The organism is Paenibacillus sp. Y660 (assembly GCF_057221575.1).
Genome location: NZ_JBXBBJ010000001.1, coordinates 434,182 through 449,450, shown reverse-complemented (window position 1 = coordinate 449,450; position 15,269 = coordinate 434,182). Strand labels below are relative to the sequence as shown.

The window sequence follows — 15,269 nt, the reverse complement described above, 5'->3', positions numbered from 1 at the left end:
GCTCACTCACCCTTTCCGCCATGATAAGACGGAGGCTGAAGGCTGCGATCAAGAAAGGCGAGTCTCCCGCCGTATGTGCGCTGTAATTTTTCTTGTGTAAAGGTTTGCTCCGTCGGACCATAGGCTTGAAGCTCCACATTAAGCAGAAGAACAGAGTCGAAATAATCCTGTACGGTCGCAAGATCATGATGCACGACTATAACGGTTTTCCCCTGCAGCTTCAGCTCCTGAAGAAGGGTAATAATCGCTTTCTCCGTTGCGGCGTCAACGCCCGCGAAGGGCTCATCCATAAAATACAGCTTCGCATCCTGCGCCAGCGCGCGCGCCAGGAACACGCGCTGCTGCTGTCCGCCTGACAGCTGGCTGATTTGCCTGCCTGCATAATCCGCCATTCCGACCTTGCTCAGGCTCTCCATCGCTAACGCCTTATCCTTCGCGCCAGGACGGCGAAACCAGCCCAAATGACCATAACGGCCCATTAGCACGACATCAAGCGCATTCGTCGGGAAATCCCAATCAACTGATTCGCGCTGCGGCACATAACCGATTATTTTCCGCTGCTGCTTATAAGGCTTTCCGTAGACTAGCACTTCACCGCCGATGCTCGGAATAAGACCAAGCGCCGCCTTCATCAGCGTCGATTTTCCGGCTCCATTCGGTCCGATTACACCGACAAGCTCGCCTTCGCTTACTTCAAAGGAAACATTGCGAAGCACCGGCTTCTTCTGATACGCTACGCTTAATCCCTTGATGGCAAGCGGTGCTATCGTCGTCTTATTAGGCTGAGTCTTCACTGCTGTATAAGTTTGGCTCATCATTATCACTCGCTTTCATTGCTCATTGTTTGCTATTTCAAGGCGGCTACAATCGTATCGACGTTGTGCTTCACCATTCCGATATACGTTCCTTCCTCCGTACCCGCATCACCCATTGCGTCGGAGAAGAGCTCTCCGCCAATATTCACCTCATGGCCTAATTTACGCGCTCCTTCAATGACACTTTCAATCGATTTTTTGGGAACGCTGGATTCAATAAAGACAGCTTTGATTTTTTTCTCGACCAAGTAGTCGCGCAGCTTGCTGACATCCTTCGATCCGTATTCAGACATCGTATTCATCCCTTGCAAACCCGTGACAGTTAACCCGTATGCTTCGCCAAAATACCCAAAAGCATCGTGAGCCGTTACTAATATGCGACTCGCTTCAGGAATTAAGGCGATTTGCTCCTTCGCATAGCTATCCAGCTCTTCGAGCTGTTTGATGTAGGTCGCTGCACGCTCTTTGTAGTAATCTGCGTTGGAAGCATCCTTCTCCGCCAATGTATCGCGAATGACTTCCGCTGCAGAAATCCAAAGCTTTACATTAAACCAGATATGCGGGTCATGCATGCCTGCTCCTTGTCCCGGGGCAGCGTGCAGCTGTTCCTCCGTCAAATACTTGGATACAGCAACCGTAGGCTTGCGTTTCTCCAGCGATTCGAACATCTCAGCCATTTTGCCCTCTAAATGCAATCCGTTATAAAAGATGATGTCCGCATCATCCAGCTTCTTCACATCGCCTTGAGACGCTTTGTACAAGTGGGGATCGATTCCCGCTCCCATTAAGCCGCTTACTTCGACAAACTCGCCGCCTACCTGCTGGGCAACATCCGCAATCATTCCCGTAGTCGCTGTAATGTTTAGCTTGCCGCCGCCCTCAGATGTCGATTGCTGCTGACCGCAGGCTGATGTTGCAATTGCCGTTACCGCCAAAAATATAATGGTCATAATGAATCTGCGAAGAGCTGAATTTGCCTTGTACGTTTTACGCATAAATAAAACCTCCAGCTTCCTTGTCATTTTTTATATGCTCATTAGTTAGCCCTTATGAAATTAGTTTGCCTTCTGCCTCTTTGTTTATAATACACAAAAATGTTTCTCTAGTGCAACTTTTATTTTAAAAAATACCCGCATTTACAAATATAAAAAAACTGGAGCTTATGCTCCAGCCTGCTTAAAGCGATTCATTATTCATTCGCGCCTGTTCCGGCATTACCGGCATTCTCTCCGTTTGCCACGTTTTCATTTGTTCCTGTACCATTAGCATTTGCATTGTCATTTGCCTTTTTCTTAGGCACGCCATATAAACCAATTTCCTCGTCATAGGCATCAAAAATTTTACGCGCGATTGGCGAAGCTCCATAGCCGCCGAAGCCGCCGTCCGGCACAACGACCGCAACCGCAAGCTTAGGTTTATCCGCAGGTGCAAAGGCAATAAAAACCGCATTCTCAGCCGTACGCTTAGCTACATCCTGCTCCGATGTACCTGTCTTCCGCATATAGCTGTAATCTACGCCTTCGAAGCCTTGCGAGCTAACCTTGGACATGCCTGCTTCAATCTCTTTCCAATATTTGTCGGGGTAATTTACCTCATTCAAAATTTCAGACGTATAGCCTTGAACGACATTCCCGTCTGAGTCCTTTATTTGATTAACAAATTGCGGCTTCATCCGTTTGCCGTGATTGGCAAGCATCGCTGTATATTGGGCAAGCTGCAGCGTCGTATAACGGCCTTGTTGACCGAATGAGGCAAAAATAAGCGCAGATTGAGTACTAAACCTCTTAGCAGAATCAAAATAATCGATAACGCCCTTCAATTCGTTCGGAAGGCCGCTGCCTGTAAGCACGCCAAGTCCGAACTGCTTCATGTAATCATCCCAAATCTCAACACTGCTCTTGCCGTTCACGGTGCCTCGCGAGTAAAGCTTATTGCCAACCATTGATGCCATAAATGGATTGGAAGAATGTTCAATCGCTTCCGCACCATCGATGTAGCCGTATACTTTATTTTGCGAGTTTTTAATTTTGCGCTCATAGCCCGATTTACCGAACGTGAACACCCCTGTATCATGAAACTGCTCGGTTGTCGTAAACAGCTTCTCATTCAAGCCGATAAGTACCGAAAGAGGCTTCATAGTAGAGCCAAGCGGTACGATTGAAGAAGGATGCTCTCTGCGTTCCTTCTCCGAGTACTTTCCATAAACGGTACGGATCGTCCCGTTAGACAATATGTTTGAGAAGTTATCATAATCCGCTGGACTAATGCTTCCACCCGCCCAAATATTCGGATTATAGTCCGGCATGCTCGCCATCGCCACGACTTTTCCCGTATCGACTTCCATCGCTACAGCAAATCCCGTTTGTGCATATTCGGCGCGTTCATATTTGTTCGTTGATTTCGTTATTTTTTTCAGCTGATCCATAATGGCAGTCTCTGTCTTTAATTGCACGTTTTTATTAATGGTTAAATAAATGTCGGAGCCCTTTTCAGGAGTCGTAATTTGCATAGGGCCTATAATGCGCTCAGCATTGTTGACCGGGTACGTCTTCAAGCCATTTTTCCCGCGCAGAACGTCTTGATACATAAACTCAAGGCCGTCCATGCCCACATCCTCTTCTTCTAAATACTGAAGAGTCTCATCCTCTTCCGTCGTTTTTTCCTTGTAGAAATCAAGCGTTTCCCTGACGCCTTTATATTTCTTCAGATAACCGACGAGCTGCACGGCAATCGTGTCCGTGTCATAATTCCGAACGCTTTCCTCCATGATGTCGATGCCTTTAAACGCGGTGCGGTTTTCCATGAAATAAGCGATCTCGTCATTCGTCAAGCCGGATTTTATGCGCCTTGGCGTTGAAATGTTGTTCCGTCTAAAATCAAGGTCCATTTGACGGATAATATCATCCACCGTCATTGCCTTTTCAGGATCTCCGAATTCGGAGAATACCTTTATCAATTTAGCAGCCATATCCCGCGCATTTTGTTTGGCATCCTCCAGCTTAGGCTCAGGCTGAATGCTGAAATACAAGGATTGGGTTGAGGTTGAATAAGCGATTGGATAGCCCGTAGAATCGTAAATATTGCCGCGAATCGGTGGAATCTTGTCACTCCGCGTAGCTTTGCGAAGACCCTCCGCGCTAAGCGTAGGACCCTCTACGAACTGCAAGATCGCGAGCCGAACAATTAAAACGCTGAACAATGCGAATGTTACAAAGAAAAATAAGTTCAATCGAAACGAAAAATGACGCCGATTTATAATCTCCCGCTTTTGCGGATCATCTTGCACGTTGAATCACCTCATATCCATTAAATAAAATTAACCTTTTGGCCTGGCTAAGCATCTCGAATATGAGTATCATCAAATGACGGCGGATTAAACCAGTCTCCTGCGCTTGCCCAGGTGGCATCCAGCGGAATCCAGCCTCCGTCGCCATCACCAATTTGCACTTCATTCCAAGCATGCGGACCAAAGCCGCCTCTGCCGTCAGCGCCCATACCCGTTACCACTCGCACCTCTAGACCAGCTGACCTAGCCATTACCGCATACAAACGAGCTATATCTATACATACGCCTTTGCGCGTATCAAATGTCTCGGGCGGAGTTTGTTCCTTCCAAATGCCCTGTTCCTCATAATTTCGGGCTTTGTCATAATCGTACGCAATTCTTGTGCCTAGCCACTCGTAGAGGCTGCGCGCCTTATCTTCCTTCGATTCCGCATCCTTCGTCACGTAAAGGGCGGCCTGCTCGATCTCGGCAGGAATGGCATAATCAATAATTTCATATTTTCGTTGTAAAATTTGCTGGAACTGCGCTTCTACCGCTTTGGTAAGCACGGGTCCTTGACCAGCCAGCACCTCGCCCGCAACCGGACTCAGCCATGCGGCCGCTTTATTGTAGATCTGCGATTCGGATATTTTGTCGACATACCAGCCGTTTGGAATAAGAGATACATAAACGAATAACAGAGCAACAAAAATGAATGAACGTCCTGCACCGTGCGCAGCCCCGATTATTGCGCCTGCAGCACGGCTTGCGCTTCTCTTGCCCCGCGAGCCGGCAACCTGCTCTTCTCTGTCGCTGCGCAATATAATCTCTACGCCGCGCGCAACTAATGGCTCCAGAAATGCCGCCAATGTGCGCAGCAGCAAATACCCGAGCAGAAACAAGACGCCATAGCGCAGCAGTCCAAAATCCCGCAAGCTCGTCAGCAAAGTGAACCACGCTTGTTCCAAGCCGCTAAGCTCATGCTGCGGAACCTTCACGCGTTCAATTAGCCATTTTGCGATGACGGGAGATAAAACATTTGTAAGCTGTGCTGCCAGCACCAAACAAGCGACCAAAACAACGCCTTCCCATACAAAAAAGAAAAGGCGCCTCGCGGAACCCGATGCGCCTCTCCTGAGCCCTTGTACAAGAGAGCCAAGCAGCAGCACAAGAACGATAATGGCAATAGGCTCCGGCTCTCTAAATAATTGAACCCAACTGGTCATTAGCATTACCCGTTCTGCTTCGCTTGGTCAATGAAGGCTTGTATCGCACTGCTTATATCCAGCTTGCCAAGCTCGGTCCCGCGAAATGATACGGAAACCTCTGAAGCGCCAGCCTCCCCGGAAAGCTCTACATTTTTGGTTTTTACCGTAAAGGTACCGTCAGGGTTAGTCACGAAGGTCGCATCCTTTGCCTCGCCTACCATGGCATTAACCGCTTCCTGCTTCATCGTGTCTACCGCTGTTGTGCCAATCGCCTTCAGATCATCCATGCTATAGCCGCTATACACGACAATACCTAGCACGATTGCCGCGACGATCGCCCATTTCAAAACGGTTTTTACGATTCTGACAATAATGAGCAGTACGATAAGCGCAATGACAAGCACTAGCCAATGCTCTTTGAAAAACGCTGTCCAAGTATCCAAATCATATGTCGAAAAATTCAAAAACTCCAAACCTGATCCCCTCCATTATACCTCGTACAAAATGCCATTACAAAATATTATACCCTACGAAATTTAGGGCGTAAACGCTCGCTTCCTTTTTATCCAGACATATCCTGTCCCAATTAAACGTACAAGTATATAAGAGTTTATTCGGCAAGGAGGGCAGCCCTGTGAAAACCGCTGTTTGGCTTTATTTATTTTTGTTTGTCGCCTTTTTCGATCTGCATGCGCAATACCCGATTTTAACGCCTTTTGCCATTTCTTTAGGCGCAGCGCCTTCCTTTATCGGACTTATGATGGGCATGTATTCCATTACGCATTTGCCCGGCAATCTTATCGCGGGCTTCGGCGTTGACCGTTATGGCAGCAGGTTTTTTATCGTGTTCAGCCTCATGGCTGCAGGTGTCGTGCTCCTCTTCCAGTCGCATGTGACGAACCCCTGGCAATTGCTGATCCTTCGCTCCATAAGCGGCTTTGTATTAGCCTTTCTGTCGCCAGCTTGCCTCTCGCTGCTAGCTAGAATAACGAGCGACCGAACAGAGCAAGGAAAGCTCATGGCAGGCAATGGGCTCGTTCATACGCTTGCATCCGTCGTATCGCCTGCGGCAGGTGCCTACCTCGTTGCCAAAATCGGATTTACGACCGCATTTACGATGCTTGGATGGGTGCTGATCGTGACATCCATTTGCGCTCTCTTCTTTATAAAAGATGTTCGGGCGCAAGTCGAGCCAGCGGGTAAAGCAGCGAGCCAGGCAAAAAAAGAAAAGCTGCCGCTTGAGAAAGCTACGCCTATTTCATGGCTTGTCTACTTGCTTCCCGTTGCTCTGAGCTGCGCGCAAGGCATACTCTCGTTTGAGCTTCCGCTGCTCGCCAAATCACAGGAAGCCATGATGACGACTGGACTCTTGTTCTCAGTAGTCAGCATCGGGGCTCTCGTTACGCTAAGCATGCTTTTTTTAAACCGGGTATCCGCCTATCAGCGAACCTTATGGGGCTCCCTTATTCTAGCGATAATCTATTTTGGCATCGCCTTTGATACGCCGGCCCCTCTCACTGTGATGCTCCTTTTTGTCGGGATGGCCAAAGGGGTCATTTTACCGGCACTGTCAACACTTCTAATTGAGCTTAGCGGCGGAGCCCGCTACGGGCGTACGTTTTCCGTGCTATCCATCGCATTTTCCGTTGGCGCATTTATTGGACCGATGGCTGCGGGACAAGTCCGCGACTACATTTCGCCTTATTATATTGCTTTTATTGCATTAATGATCGCTGTGGCCGTACTCCCGTTTCATATCTCGCGCACGCTTTCCTCCCGCACCCATTTTTCGTAGGCCTAGGTATATGCACAGGGCTAATCTCTCGTAGGTACATATGATGCATTATGGCAAATGACCAGTCGGAAAGAGGACATTAGCTGCATATGGTCATCGACGACGAAGATCTTACGTAAAGGAAAAGGGGGACTCCATAAATGTCTGGACATGTAAGTTCCGAAAATCGTGGTGGTGGAAACAATGGCTTATCGAATCTTGGCATCATTCTCGTATTGTTTATCTTGCTCGTAATCATTGCGTGCACCTGTATGTATTAGCATATGAGAAAAAAGCCTGCCCCCGCGCAGGCTTTTACTATTTGGTCTTCATTCAATTAGCTATCGGTAAAATGTATAATCGGTGGTAAACTGTCTTTAGGCAGAATCTCTCCACCATTATTCACTTTCCCGAGGTGACTTCGATGAATATCGCCATAATTGTAGAAGGAAAAAATGATAAATCGCGCCTTAAGCGCGTCCTCCATCCTGATGTACCTATTTATTGCACCTTCGGTACGCCTGGCGCTGAGCAGCTGGACAAGCTTCGCAAACAGGTTGGGTATGATCAGGCTTATATCTTTACCGACAACGATTCATCCGGCAAGCGGATTCGGTTCCTGCTGCGCGACGTTTTTCCCGATGCCGAGCATATTTACACCCGCAGAGGCTATTCCGGCGTCGAGCATACGCCTGAGGAATATTTAATCGAGCAATTAGAAAAAGCGGGCCTCGATGCGCATATTCTGTACCCTGCGCAGAGTCCCGCTTCCATTTGGAGCAAAGATGAGTTTTAAAGAATCTTGTTCAATTCCGCAACGATCTGGTCAGCCGTTAATTCCTCTTTGCTGCCATTGATCCATTTGCGTATTTGTCCTTCTTTATCAACAATGGTAATCACATTCATATGAGTAAAAGAGCCGTCTTCGTTTTTGATTACGCCTAAACCGAAGTCTTTTGCAAGCTGCATCGTTTTTGCTTCATCGCCGCGGAGGAACCGCCAGCCGTTCAAGTCTGCAAAATGACGCTCCGCAAAGTCCCGAATAACTTCAGGCGTATCGCGAACCGGATCGAACGTAATCGAAATGAGCTCAGCCTTCGTGCCGAGCTTGCCTTCAGCTTCAAGCTGATCCTGTACTTGCGACAGCAGGAAGGTAGTAGGCGGACATACATCCGGGCAATTGGCAAAGTAGAAGTATACGATGCGCGCCTTGCCGTTAGTGGATGCGAGCGTTACCTCGTTGCCATCTAGATCCGACAGCTCGAAAGCCGGAGCAGCCTTCTCGATCGGAAGCGTCTCCTTCTCCGGCATGCCGTATGTTATAAATAAATAAATGCCCATGGCTGCACATAGCGCAAGAACGGCTATCTTGAAGCTATGCTTCTTCACAAAATCCACGCCCGTCACTCCTTAAAGCAATGATTATGATCCCGTCGTATTTAGAATCATAGCTAAAAATATGATCATTAAGTAATTAACTGAAATAAGAAAGTTTGTTTTTGCCCATTTTTCCGTATCTTTGGCACCAGTTCCGCGCAGCGTATGGACGAGCCATACCGCACCTCCAAGAATGGATATTATTAAGAAATAAATGCCTACATACCCATACGTATAAAACAAAATGCCCGTTGGCAGCAGCAGCAAAATATAAGGGATCATTTGCAGCTTAGTCCGTTTGATTCCTTTCACAACAGGCAGCAAAGGAAAGCCTGCAGCACGATACTCCTCTACTCTGCGAATGGCAAGCGACCAGAAATGAGCAGGCTGCCAGAGGAACAGCAAAGCAAACAATATCCAAGCACCCGCATCAACCTCATTTGTAACCGCGCAGTATCCAATAACCGGCGGCATCGCCCCTGAGATTCCACCTACTGATGTGCTCCACGTGGACGTCCGCTTTAGCCACATCGTATAAATGACGATGTATACGAACCATCCCAGCAGCCCAAGCCAGCCCGATAGCGGGTTAACAAGTACAAACAAGATAAGCAGTCCAGCGATTCCTAAAATAATACCATAAATCAATACCGTTCCTGGCTGCATGCGACCGGTCGGCAGCGCGCGATCCTTCGTACGCTCCATCTTTAGATCGAGTTCCCGATCCCAATAATTATTTATGACGGTGGCCGACGCTATCGTCAAGGTTGAACCGACTAGCGCCCATATGAGCAATAGGATATCAATATCCCATTTAGAAGCAACCAAGAAACCACCTAGTGCAGCAAACACATTAAGTCGAAGTAGCCGCGGTTTTGTCAATGCAATTAAGTCTTTCAGCACGAAGCGAGCCTCCCGAGTTATGCGACAAGACGCGAGTAGCGTCTATCATTCATTGATGAATCGTTTTTAATCATACCGAAAAAAGAATGCAATGACAATGTTCGACGGCTATGTTCATCATTTTGCCACGTTAATTGTGACAAATCATTTAGTAACCAATTTGCCGGGTGCTCAATACTATAACTATGTAGTTTGATGCCTATGCCGATCCGGGCATCAAACCTTTCTAAAGTATGCGAAGGGAAGTGAACCATCAAGTCTATGGCAGTCATTAAAACGAACTCCGAGAATACGAAGATGCTCGCCAGGCTCATGCGCGCTGAAGCTGAAGGGGAAGGTGAGCTCGGAATGCTCATGGTTGGCAATGTCGGCGTAAACCGCGTACGTGGAAATTGCTTGGACTTTAGAAACATTCGCTCCATACCAGACATGGTATTTCAAAAGCCAGGCGGCTTCGAGGCAACGGTTAAAGGCTACTTTTACCAAAGTGCACGCGATAAAGAAATTCGATTGGCAAAGCGGGTTATCAACGGGGAGCGTCAACACCCGGCTTCCAATGCGCTTTGGTTTTTCCGTCCAGCAGGCAACTGCCCTAATACATGGTACGACCAAGGAAATAGCGGAAGATTTAAGGCGCATTGCTTCTTTGTTCCTACACAAGCAGACTGCCCTTCCGTCTATTAAATTCTATTTCTAATGTGTGAAAGCGAGGAGTTTCAACATGTCTAACGGTTACGGCAACAAAAATCAGGTAAGTCCAGCAAATGCAGCACCAATTCATGGATATGGCTACGGAGGATATGGCAATTATCCACAATCAATGGGCGGTCAGGCTACGACGTTCCCGGCTGCTATGCCGATGCAGCAAATGCCCATGCAACAATTGCCTATGCAGCAAATGCCTATGCAGCAAATGACGATGCAGCAAGTGCCCCCAACCTCCATCCCTAGCGGCTCATTTGTTACGCCATCAGGCGGCAACATCGTCACGCTTCCTGCAGTTGAGGAGTCTTATGTTGAGAACATTTTACGCTTGAACCGCGGCAAAATGGCTACCTTCTATATGACATACGAGAACAATCGCGAGTGGAACGCCAAGATTTTCAAAGGAATCATCGAGGCTGCCGGACGCGATCACATCATCATCAGCGATCCGACAACCGGTATGCGTTACTTACTTTTAACGCTTAATTTGGATTATGTCACTTTCGATGAGCCAATCGCTTACGAATATCCATTCCAAGGCAGCGTAGTAAGCTCTTCCACTCCGCTCGGCATGGCTACGATTGGCACTGTAAATTCCAGCCGCTAATCCGAAGCTGCCGCGCCGTTGATCGGATGTGCCGGCTTAAAGGTCCACACATGCATCTTCGCAGGTCCGCCAACAATCCACTCCGATACTCGGAACCAAGGGGAACGCTCATTGCAGCGTTCTTTTTTGATTTGTTCCGCTTGCTCCTCGTTTGATGCATTCCATACCTCCACGAAAAGGCCAGGCTGATCTGTTCCTTCATATAAATGCACCTCATGGCCTTCTTCAAGCAGCCGGCTCGTATATACAAGATACTGCTCCCGCCATTCCTCCGAAATACGGTATTCTGCAAAACAAATAAACATTGCCTTCAGTCTCCTTTTGCTTTCATTGATAAAGTTCCCCCGCTCCGTCGATACTACTCCTAATCATCTGATTGGGAGGACTCAACATGGATACAGGCACACATCTTGTTATGGGAATCGGACTCGCCGGACTCGCGGCCATCGATCCTGTAGTTGCTGCAGATCAATCGATTCAGACAGCCGTCCTGCTCGGCACGGTAATCGGTTCGCAAGCGCCGGATCTGGACGGTCTTCTTCGATTAAAAGGAAATGCCGTATATATTCGCAACCATCGCGGCATTTCACATTCCTTGCCCGCAATCGCCATATGGACGATTCTGATCACCGGCATTCTTCAATTATTTTACCGCGGCAGCCTGCCATGGCTTCATATTGGAGGCTGGGTACTTCTTGCCGTTTGCGTTCATGTTTTTACCGATTTGTTCAATACGTATGGCACGCAGGCGATGCGTCCTTTTACAGATAAATGGATCTCATGGAACATTATCCATATTTTTGATCCGATCATCTTCACAATACATGTCATTGCCATTTTACTTTGGGCTGGCGGGTTCGTAAATCCTGCATTTTTATTTCCGCTTATGTACTTATTTCTAGCCGTCTATTTTGTATGGCGAACGATCACAGCCAAGAGCACGGTACAAAAAATGAAATCGCTCGATGCCGAGCATCAGGAAGGTGATGTCTATATCGCGATTCCGACCATATCGCTCACGATATGGAACGTCGTCAAGCAAGTGAAAAATGGCAGCTTCGTCATCGGCAACTTGCGAAATGACACCTTGCTATGGCTTGACCGCGTGCAATGCTCGGAGCATCCCGCAGTCGCAAAATCCAAGAACGATCCAGCCATACGCTCCTTTTTGTATTTCACGAGCTTCGCTTGCGCAGATGTCCGTGAGCATCAATGGGGCTATGAGGTAAGATGGTGCGACGTTCGGTATCGTCACCGCAAGCAATATCCATTCGTCGGGGTATTGCTGATGAACAAAAGCTATGAAACCATCGGCTCCTATGTTGGCTGGCTAAGCGACGAACGGTTAATGAAACGATTGCGAATGGATACTTATTGACATGTACGCCTGAGAGCCCTTAGCTGCAAAAGAGGACGCTGAAGAACTTATGTTTTCTTGAAACAAAGGAAAGGCTAGGATGAACAATACCACCCTGTACTGAAAAACCGGTACAGGGTGTCGTATTTTAAGCATATTTTAAGCATTATATACTTTGTTCTTATTTTGCTATCTTCAGAATTCGCTTAGGTTTATACTAAGTGATGAAGTCGTTTAACCAGCATCCTATCCTTATCTGTTTCGTACTATTTCGTGCCTTCAAAGCAATAAGGAGGACTTTCTTTTTTTGGATACAATAATAAGGCGCCATCTAATTGTCCCTGTGATAAAATAGAGCTTACAATAGTAAAGAAGCCCAAGGCAAGCCTGGGCTTCAATTCATCTTTGTATTAGAAACGATTAACGGGAACCGCCAGAAAGCTGTTGCTCAGCAATTTGGACTAGCTTTTTCGTAATGTAACCACCAAGGGAGCCTGCATCACGAGTCGAAACATTACCGTAGTAGCCATCTTGAGGAATTTGCACGCCAAGCTCTTGTGCTGCCTCAAGTTTCATTTGTTGTAGTGCTTGGTTAGCTTGTGGTACAACAAGTTGATTGCTTCTGTTGTTTCTTCCTGCCATAATGTATTTCTCCTTTCGTCCTCTGCACTTTGATGTGTGTTGCAAGCTTGCAAGCTTATTATGTGCACCCTTGGGGAAACTATTCTAAAGTTTTAAAAATATATTGATGATTTATGATGATTTATTAAGGAGAGAAAACACCGTGTCCAAACCGCTTTCCCTGTTCTTTTCAGTGCTTGCCATCGTATTTATGAGCGCAATGGCCGTATCCATTAGCTATAATGGCTGGCTCGTATTATTATTTGGTTTATTGAGTCTCTTTACGATCGGAGCCGGCTTTATCGTGAAGGCTCGCTTGAGAAGAAAAAAACAAGGCTGACGCAGAAGCGTCAGCCTTCATTTTTAGCTGCGAGGAGCAAGGAAGCCCATAAGTTCCTTCGCATCGGCAAGCGTGCGATCTGCGATGACGGAAGCACGCTCAGCGCCCTGCTTTAAGATTTGATGAATCTCGCCTGAGCTCCGAATCTCATTGTATCTGGCTTGCAGCGGTTCAATTACTGAGACAACATGCTCTGCAAGCTCTTTTTTGAACGGCCCATAGCCTTGCCCCTCATAGCGAGCCTCGATTTCTTCAATCGTCATATTCGCGCAATTAGAGTAGATGCTGATCAGATTGCTGATCTCCGGCTTGTTAGCCGGATCATATTTGACTTCCCGACCCGAATCGGTTGTCGCTCGGCTTATTTTTTTGCGAATGACATCCGGTGGATCAAGCAAGGCTATAAAGCTGCCTGCATTAGGATTGCTTTTGCTCATTTTTTTGCTTGCATCATCCAGCGACATAACTCTGGCGCCTACTTTCGGAGCATAAAGCTCAGGAATCGTAAAATAATTTCCGAATCTTGTATTGAAACGATGCGCCAAGTCTCGCGTCAGCTCCAAATGCTGCTTCTGGTCATCTCCTACCGGCACAAGATCAGCTTTGTAAATCAAAATATCGGCTGCCATCAGTGACGGGTATAAGAACAACCCCGCTCCTACAGAATCTTTGCCTTCCGATTTATCCTTGAACTGCGTCATTCTCTCCAGCTCGCCCATATTCGTAAGCGTCGTCAGCAACCATCCAAGCTCCGCATGCGCGCGGACATGGGATTGAACGAACACATTCGCTTTATTCGGATCGATTCCTGCAGCAATAAATAATGCAGCTACCGCCTCCGTTTGCTCCCTAAGCGCTGCGGGGTCCTGAGGCACTGAGATAGCATGCAAATCCACCACCATAAAATAACATTCCTCTGTATGCTGAAGCTTAACGAAGTTTTGCATGGCACCGATATAATTTCCAAGTGTAAGCTGACCGCTTGGCTGAATGCCGGAAAGTACCTTTTTCATTCCACGTCTACCCCTTTTTCGATTTGATTATGGAATCATAGCGTTAAAAAAACGCAAAAAATCCCCCGCCGCAAGGGACGAGGGACCGTGGTGCCACCCTAATTCGCTTATAGTACGCTTTTTTTTAATAATAAGCGCATCTTTAAAACCCATAAGCCTTGTTGCTCCATAACGGGGAGCTTCCGTACAAACATCTTCGGCAGCAGCTGCCAATTTCCGTTCATAGGCTCCGGGGTCCATTCAGCATCGTCGATTGCACCGGTTCGCAGCATCCACCGGCTCTCTGCACGCAAATCAATCGAGCTTACTTATTCCCATCATTGCATTTAAGACGATTATACCTGTGTAAGATTGAATGTCAAGCGCGCAAAAAGTTGTCCGATTGAAGGTGGACGGTGCATAAGCTATGCTTGCGAGTCCCACAACTCATTTTTTTTAGAATAATAGCGTGAATTCCAATTGGCCATATTGTAGTTTGATTCGAACAAAATGCTTGCTGACCACGAATTCGCGCTTGCGCGTACGGAGAAATCATACAGAATTTCTCCATGTGTCCATTCGCTGCGATACTTGAGCGCTTCGATCGCCATTTGTTTAAAGGCTTGTACCTGCGCAGCGGTCAATCCCTTATCCACGTTTTCAAACTTTCCATTTTTGCTCTCGATTGGATGATGCCTAACTCCAAACTTCCCCACCGCGTTATTGCGAACATGAATTAAAACGGTACCTGCAGTTGCATTCGTGAGCTCACCCTCGAGCTGTCGAAACACAAACTCTACTTGACGAGCGAGCGATGTGGATTCCAGTATCATAATATTTATCCTCCTTTTGAATTAATTTGGAATGAGCTCCATATAGGACTCTTCGCAAATTATGTAGTTCATTTCTATCATTTTCAATATAGGAATCCGTTTATTTCAGAAAATTCTAATTATTCTGACTTAATTTAATTTAGTTATTCCTTTATTATACATAATAAAATCAGACTTTTGGGCTACTTCCGAAGCTTACGAGACTTTGGAGTCCGCAGCAGCTGCTTTTCAATTGAAAATATCCGAAACAGCCTATTTTTCATCCTTCCCCCTCCTTTTCAATAGGATTTTTGGACCATACAAATTATGCAATGTAAAAATAAACAAAATAAATGCCAATTACCGATTATAGTATCATTATCTAAATATTGTTACACCGAAAACGTATTTGGTATTTTCCGAAAAGCCAATTGCGTGCACTATTATTATTTATTTTTATGAATCGACAATTATAGACCAATTTCGCAACGGG

General features: G+C 46.8%; 18 protein-coding genes and 1 other annotated feature. Of the genes, 7 read left to right on the top strand and 11 right to left on the bottom strand.

Features of this window, described 5'->3' with window-relative positions; genetic code table 11:
• Positions 1-2: 2 nt before the first annotated feature.
• From AC2TDN_RS02035 to AC2TDN_RS02015, 5 genes are all read right to left on the bottom strand, one after another.
• On the bottom strand, positions 3-818 hold the full coding sequence (locus AC2TDN_RS02035; protein WP_482064959.1) for a metal ABC transporter ATP-binding protein: 816 nt from the start codon (positions 816-818) through the stop codon (positions 3-5).
• A gap of 29 nt (positions 819-847) precedes the next feature.
• Positions 848-1,810: a metal ABC transporter solute-binding protein, Zn/Mn family gene (locus AC2TDN_RS02030; RefSeq protein ID WP_484686852.1), complete on the bottom strand. Its 963-nt coding sequence runs from the start codon at positions 1,808-1,810 to the stop codon at positions 848-850.
• A 194-nt stretch (positions 1,811-2,004) separates the two neighbouring features.
• On the bottom strand, positions 2,005-4,101 hold the full coding sequence (locus AC2TDN_RS02025; RefSeq protein ID WP_484686851.1) for a peptidoglycan D,D-transpeptidase FtsI family protein: 2,097 nt from the start codon (positions 4,099-4,101) through the stop codon (positions 2,005-2,007).
• 47 nt (positions 4,102-4,148) lie between these two features.
• A complete protein-coding gene (locus tag AC2TDN_RS02020; protein WP_482065315.1) occupies positions 4,149-5,306 on the bottom strand; it encodes a transglutaminase domain-containing protein in 1,158 nt (385 codons plus the stop codon).
• Between the two features lie 5 nt (positions 5,307-5,311).
• Positions 5,312-5,761, bottom strand: a complete 450-nt coding sequence (locus AC2TDN_RS02015; protein WP_484686850.1) for a hypothetical protein — start codon at positions 5,759-5,761, stop codon at positions 5,312-5,314.
• Positions 5,762-5,922: 161 nt separating this feature from the next.
• On the opposite strand from AC2TDN_RS02015, the gene AC2TDN_RS02010 reads away from it, so the two are divergent.
• The 3 genes from AC2TDN_RS02010 (at position 5,923) to AC2TDN_RS02000 (ending at position 7,858) form a co-directional block, all read left to right on the top strand.
• Entirely contained in the window at positions 5,923-7,083 is a 1,161-nt protein-coding gene (locus tag AC2TDN_RS02010) for an MFS transporter (protein ID WP_482064963.1), read from the top strand.
• Between the two features lie 140 nt (positions 7,084-7,223).
• Entirely contained in the window at positions 7,224-7,343 is a 120-nt protein-coding gene (locus AC2TDN_RS02005; protein ID WP_482064964.1) for a YjcZ family sporulation protein, read from the top strand.
• Positions 7,344-7,486: 143 nt separating this feature from the next.
• Positions 7,487-7,858: a toprim domain-containing protein gene (locus AC2TDN_RS02000; RefSeq protein WP_484686849.1), complete on the top strand. Its 372-nt coding sequence runs from the start codon at positions 7,487-7,489 to the stop codon at positions 7,856-7,858.
• On the opposite strand, the gene AC2TDN_RS01995 is transcribed toward AC2TDN_RS02000, so the two are convergent.
• Together AC2TDN_RS01995 and cyoE are read right to left on the bottom strand one after the other, a co-directional pair.
• Complete coding sequence (locus AC2TDN_RS01995) at positions 7,855-8,460, bottom strand: SCO family protein (protein ID WP_484686848.1); 606 nt, start codon at positions 8,458-8,460, stop codon at positions 7,855-7,857. The two genes, AC2TDN_RS02000 and AC2TDN_RS01995, sit on opposite strands and share 4 nt — an antisense overlap.
• Positions 8,461-8,484: 24 nt before the next feature.
• Complete coding sequence (gene cyoE, locus AC2TDN_RS01990; RefSeq protein WP_482065316.1) at positions 8,485-9,363, bottom strand: heme o synthase; 879 nt, start codon at positions 9,361-9,363, stop codon at positions 8,485-8,487.
• Positions 9,364-9,603: 240 nt separating this feature from the next.
• On the opposite strand from cyoE, the gene AC2TDN_RS01985 reads away from it, so the two are divergent.
• Positions 9,604-10,026 carry a cell wall hydrolase gene (locus tag AC2TDN_RS01985; protein ID WP_482064967.1) on the top strand — a complete coding sequence of 141 codons (423 nt, stop codon included), beginning with the start codon at positions 9,604-9,606 and terminating at the stop codon, positions 10,024-10,026.
• 37 nt (positions 10,027-10,063) lie between these two features.
• Positions 10,064-10,654, top strand: coding sequence for a spore coat protein GerQ (gene gerQ / locus AC2TDN_RS01980; protein ID WP_482064968.1), 591 nt, complete (start codon positions 10,064-10,066; stop codon positions 10,652-10,654).
• Here the strand turns inward: gerQ and AC2TDN_RS01975 are convergent.
• Positions 10,651-10,959: a hypothetical protein gene (locus AC2TDN_RS01975; RefSeq protein WP_482064969.1), complete on the bottom strand. Its 309-nt coding sequence runs from the start codon at positions 10,957-10,959 to the stop codon at positions 10,651-10,653. The two genes, gerQ and AC2TDN_RS01975, sit on opposite strands and share 4 nt — an antisense overlap.
• Before the next feature lie 86 nt (positions 10,960-11,045).
• Between AC2TDN_RS01975 and AC2TDN_RS01970 the strand changes: the two genes are divergently transcribed.
• Entirely contained in the window at positions 11,046-12,032 is a 987-nt protein-coding gene (locus tag AC2TDN_RS01970; RefSeq protein WP_484686847.1) for a metal-dependent hydrolase, read from the top strand.
• Between the two features lie 399 nt (positions 12,033-12,431).
• Here the strand turns inward: AC2TDN_RS01970 and AC2TDN_RS01965 are convergent, their stop codons facing one another.
• Complete coding sequence (locus AC2TDN_RS01965) at positions 12,432-12,653, bottom strand: alpha/beta-type small acid-soluble spore protein (protein ID WP_053372089.1); 222 nt, start codon at positions 12,651-12,653, stop codon at positions 12,432-12,434.
• Positions 12,654-12,795: 142 nt separating this feature from the next.
• Here AC2TDN_RS01965 and AC2TDN_RS01960 point away from each other — a divergent pair, with 142 nt between their 5' ends.
• Positions 12,796-12,972 (top strand): DUF5325 family protein, encoded by a 177-nt coding sequence (locus AC2TDN_RS01960; protein WP_169083723.1) that lies wholly within the window; start codon positions 12,796-12,798, stop codon positions 12,970-12,972.
• Between the two features lie 23 nt (positions 12,973-12,995).
• Here AC2TDN_RS01960 and trpS read toward each other — a convergent pair whose 3' ends face one another.
• Together trpS and AC2TDN_RS01950 are read right to left on the bottom strand one after the other, a co-directional pair.
• Complete coding sequence (gene trpS, locus AC2TDN_RS01955; RefSeq protein ID WP_484686846.1) at positions 12,996-13,985, bottom strand: tryptophan--tRNA ligase; 990 nt, start codon at positions 13,983-13,985, stop codon at positions 12,996-12,998.
• 70 nt (positions 13,986-14,055) lie between these two features.
• Positions 14,056-14,315 (bottom strand) — a binding site (T-box leader).
• Between the two features lie 74 nt (positions 14,316-14,389).
• The gene (locus tag AC2TDN_RS01950) at positions 14,390-14,797 is read right to left on the bottom strand and encodes an O-methyltransferase (RefSeq protein WP_482064973.1); all 408 of its coding nucleotides are present in this window, start codon (positions 14,795-14,797) and stop codon (positions 14,390-14,392) included.
• Positions 14,798-15,269: the final 472 nt, after the last annotated feature.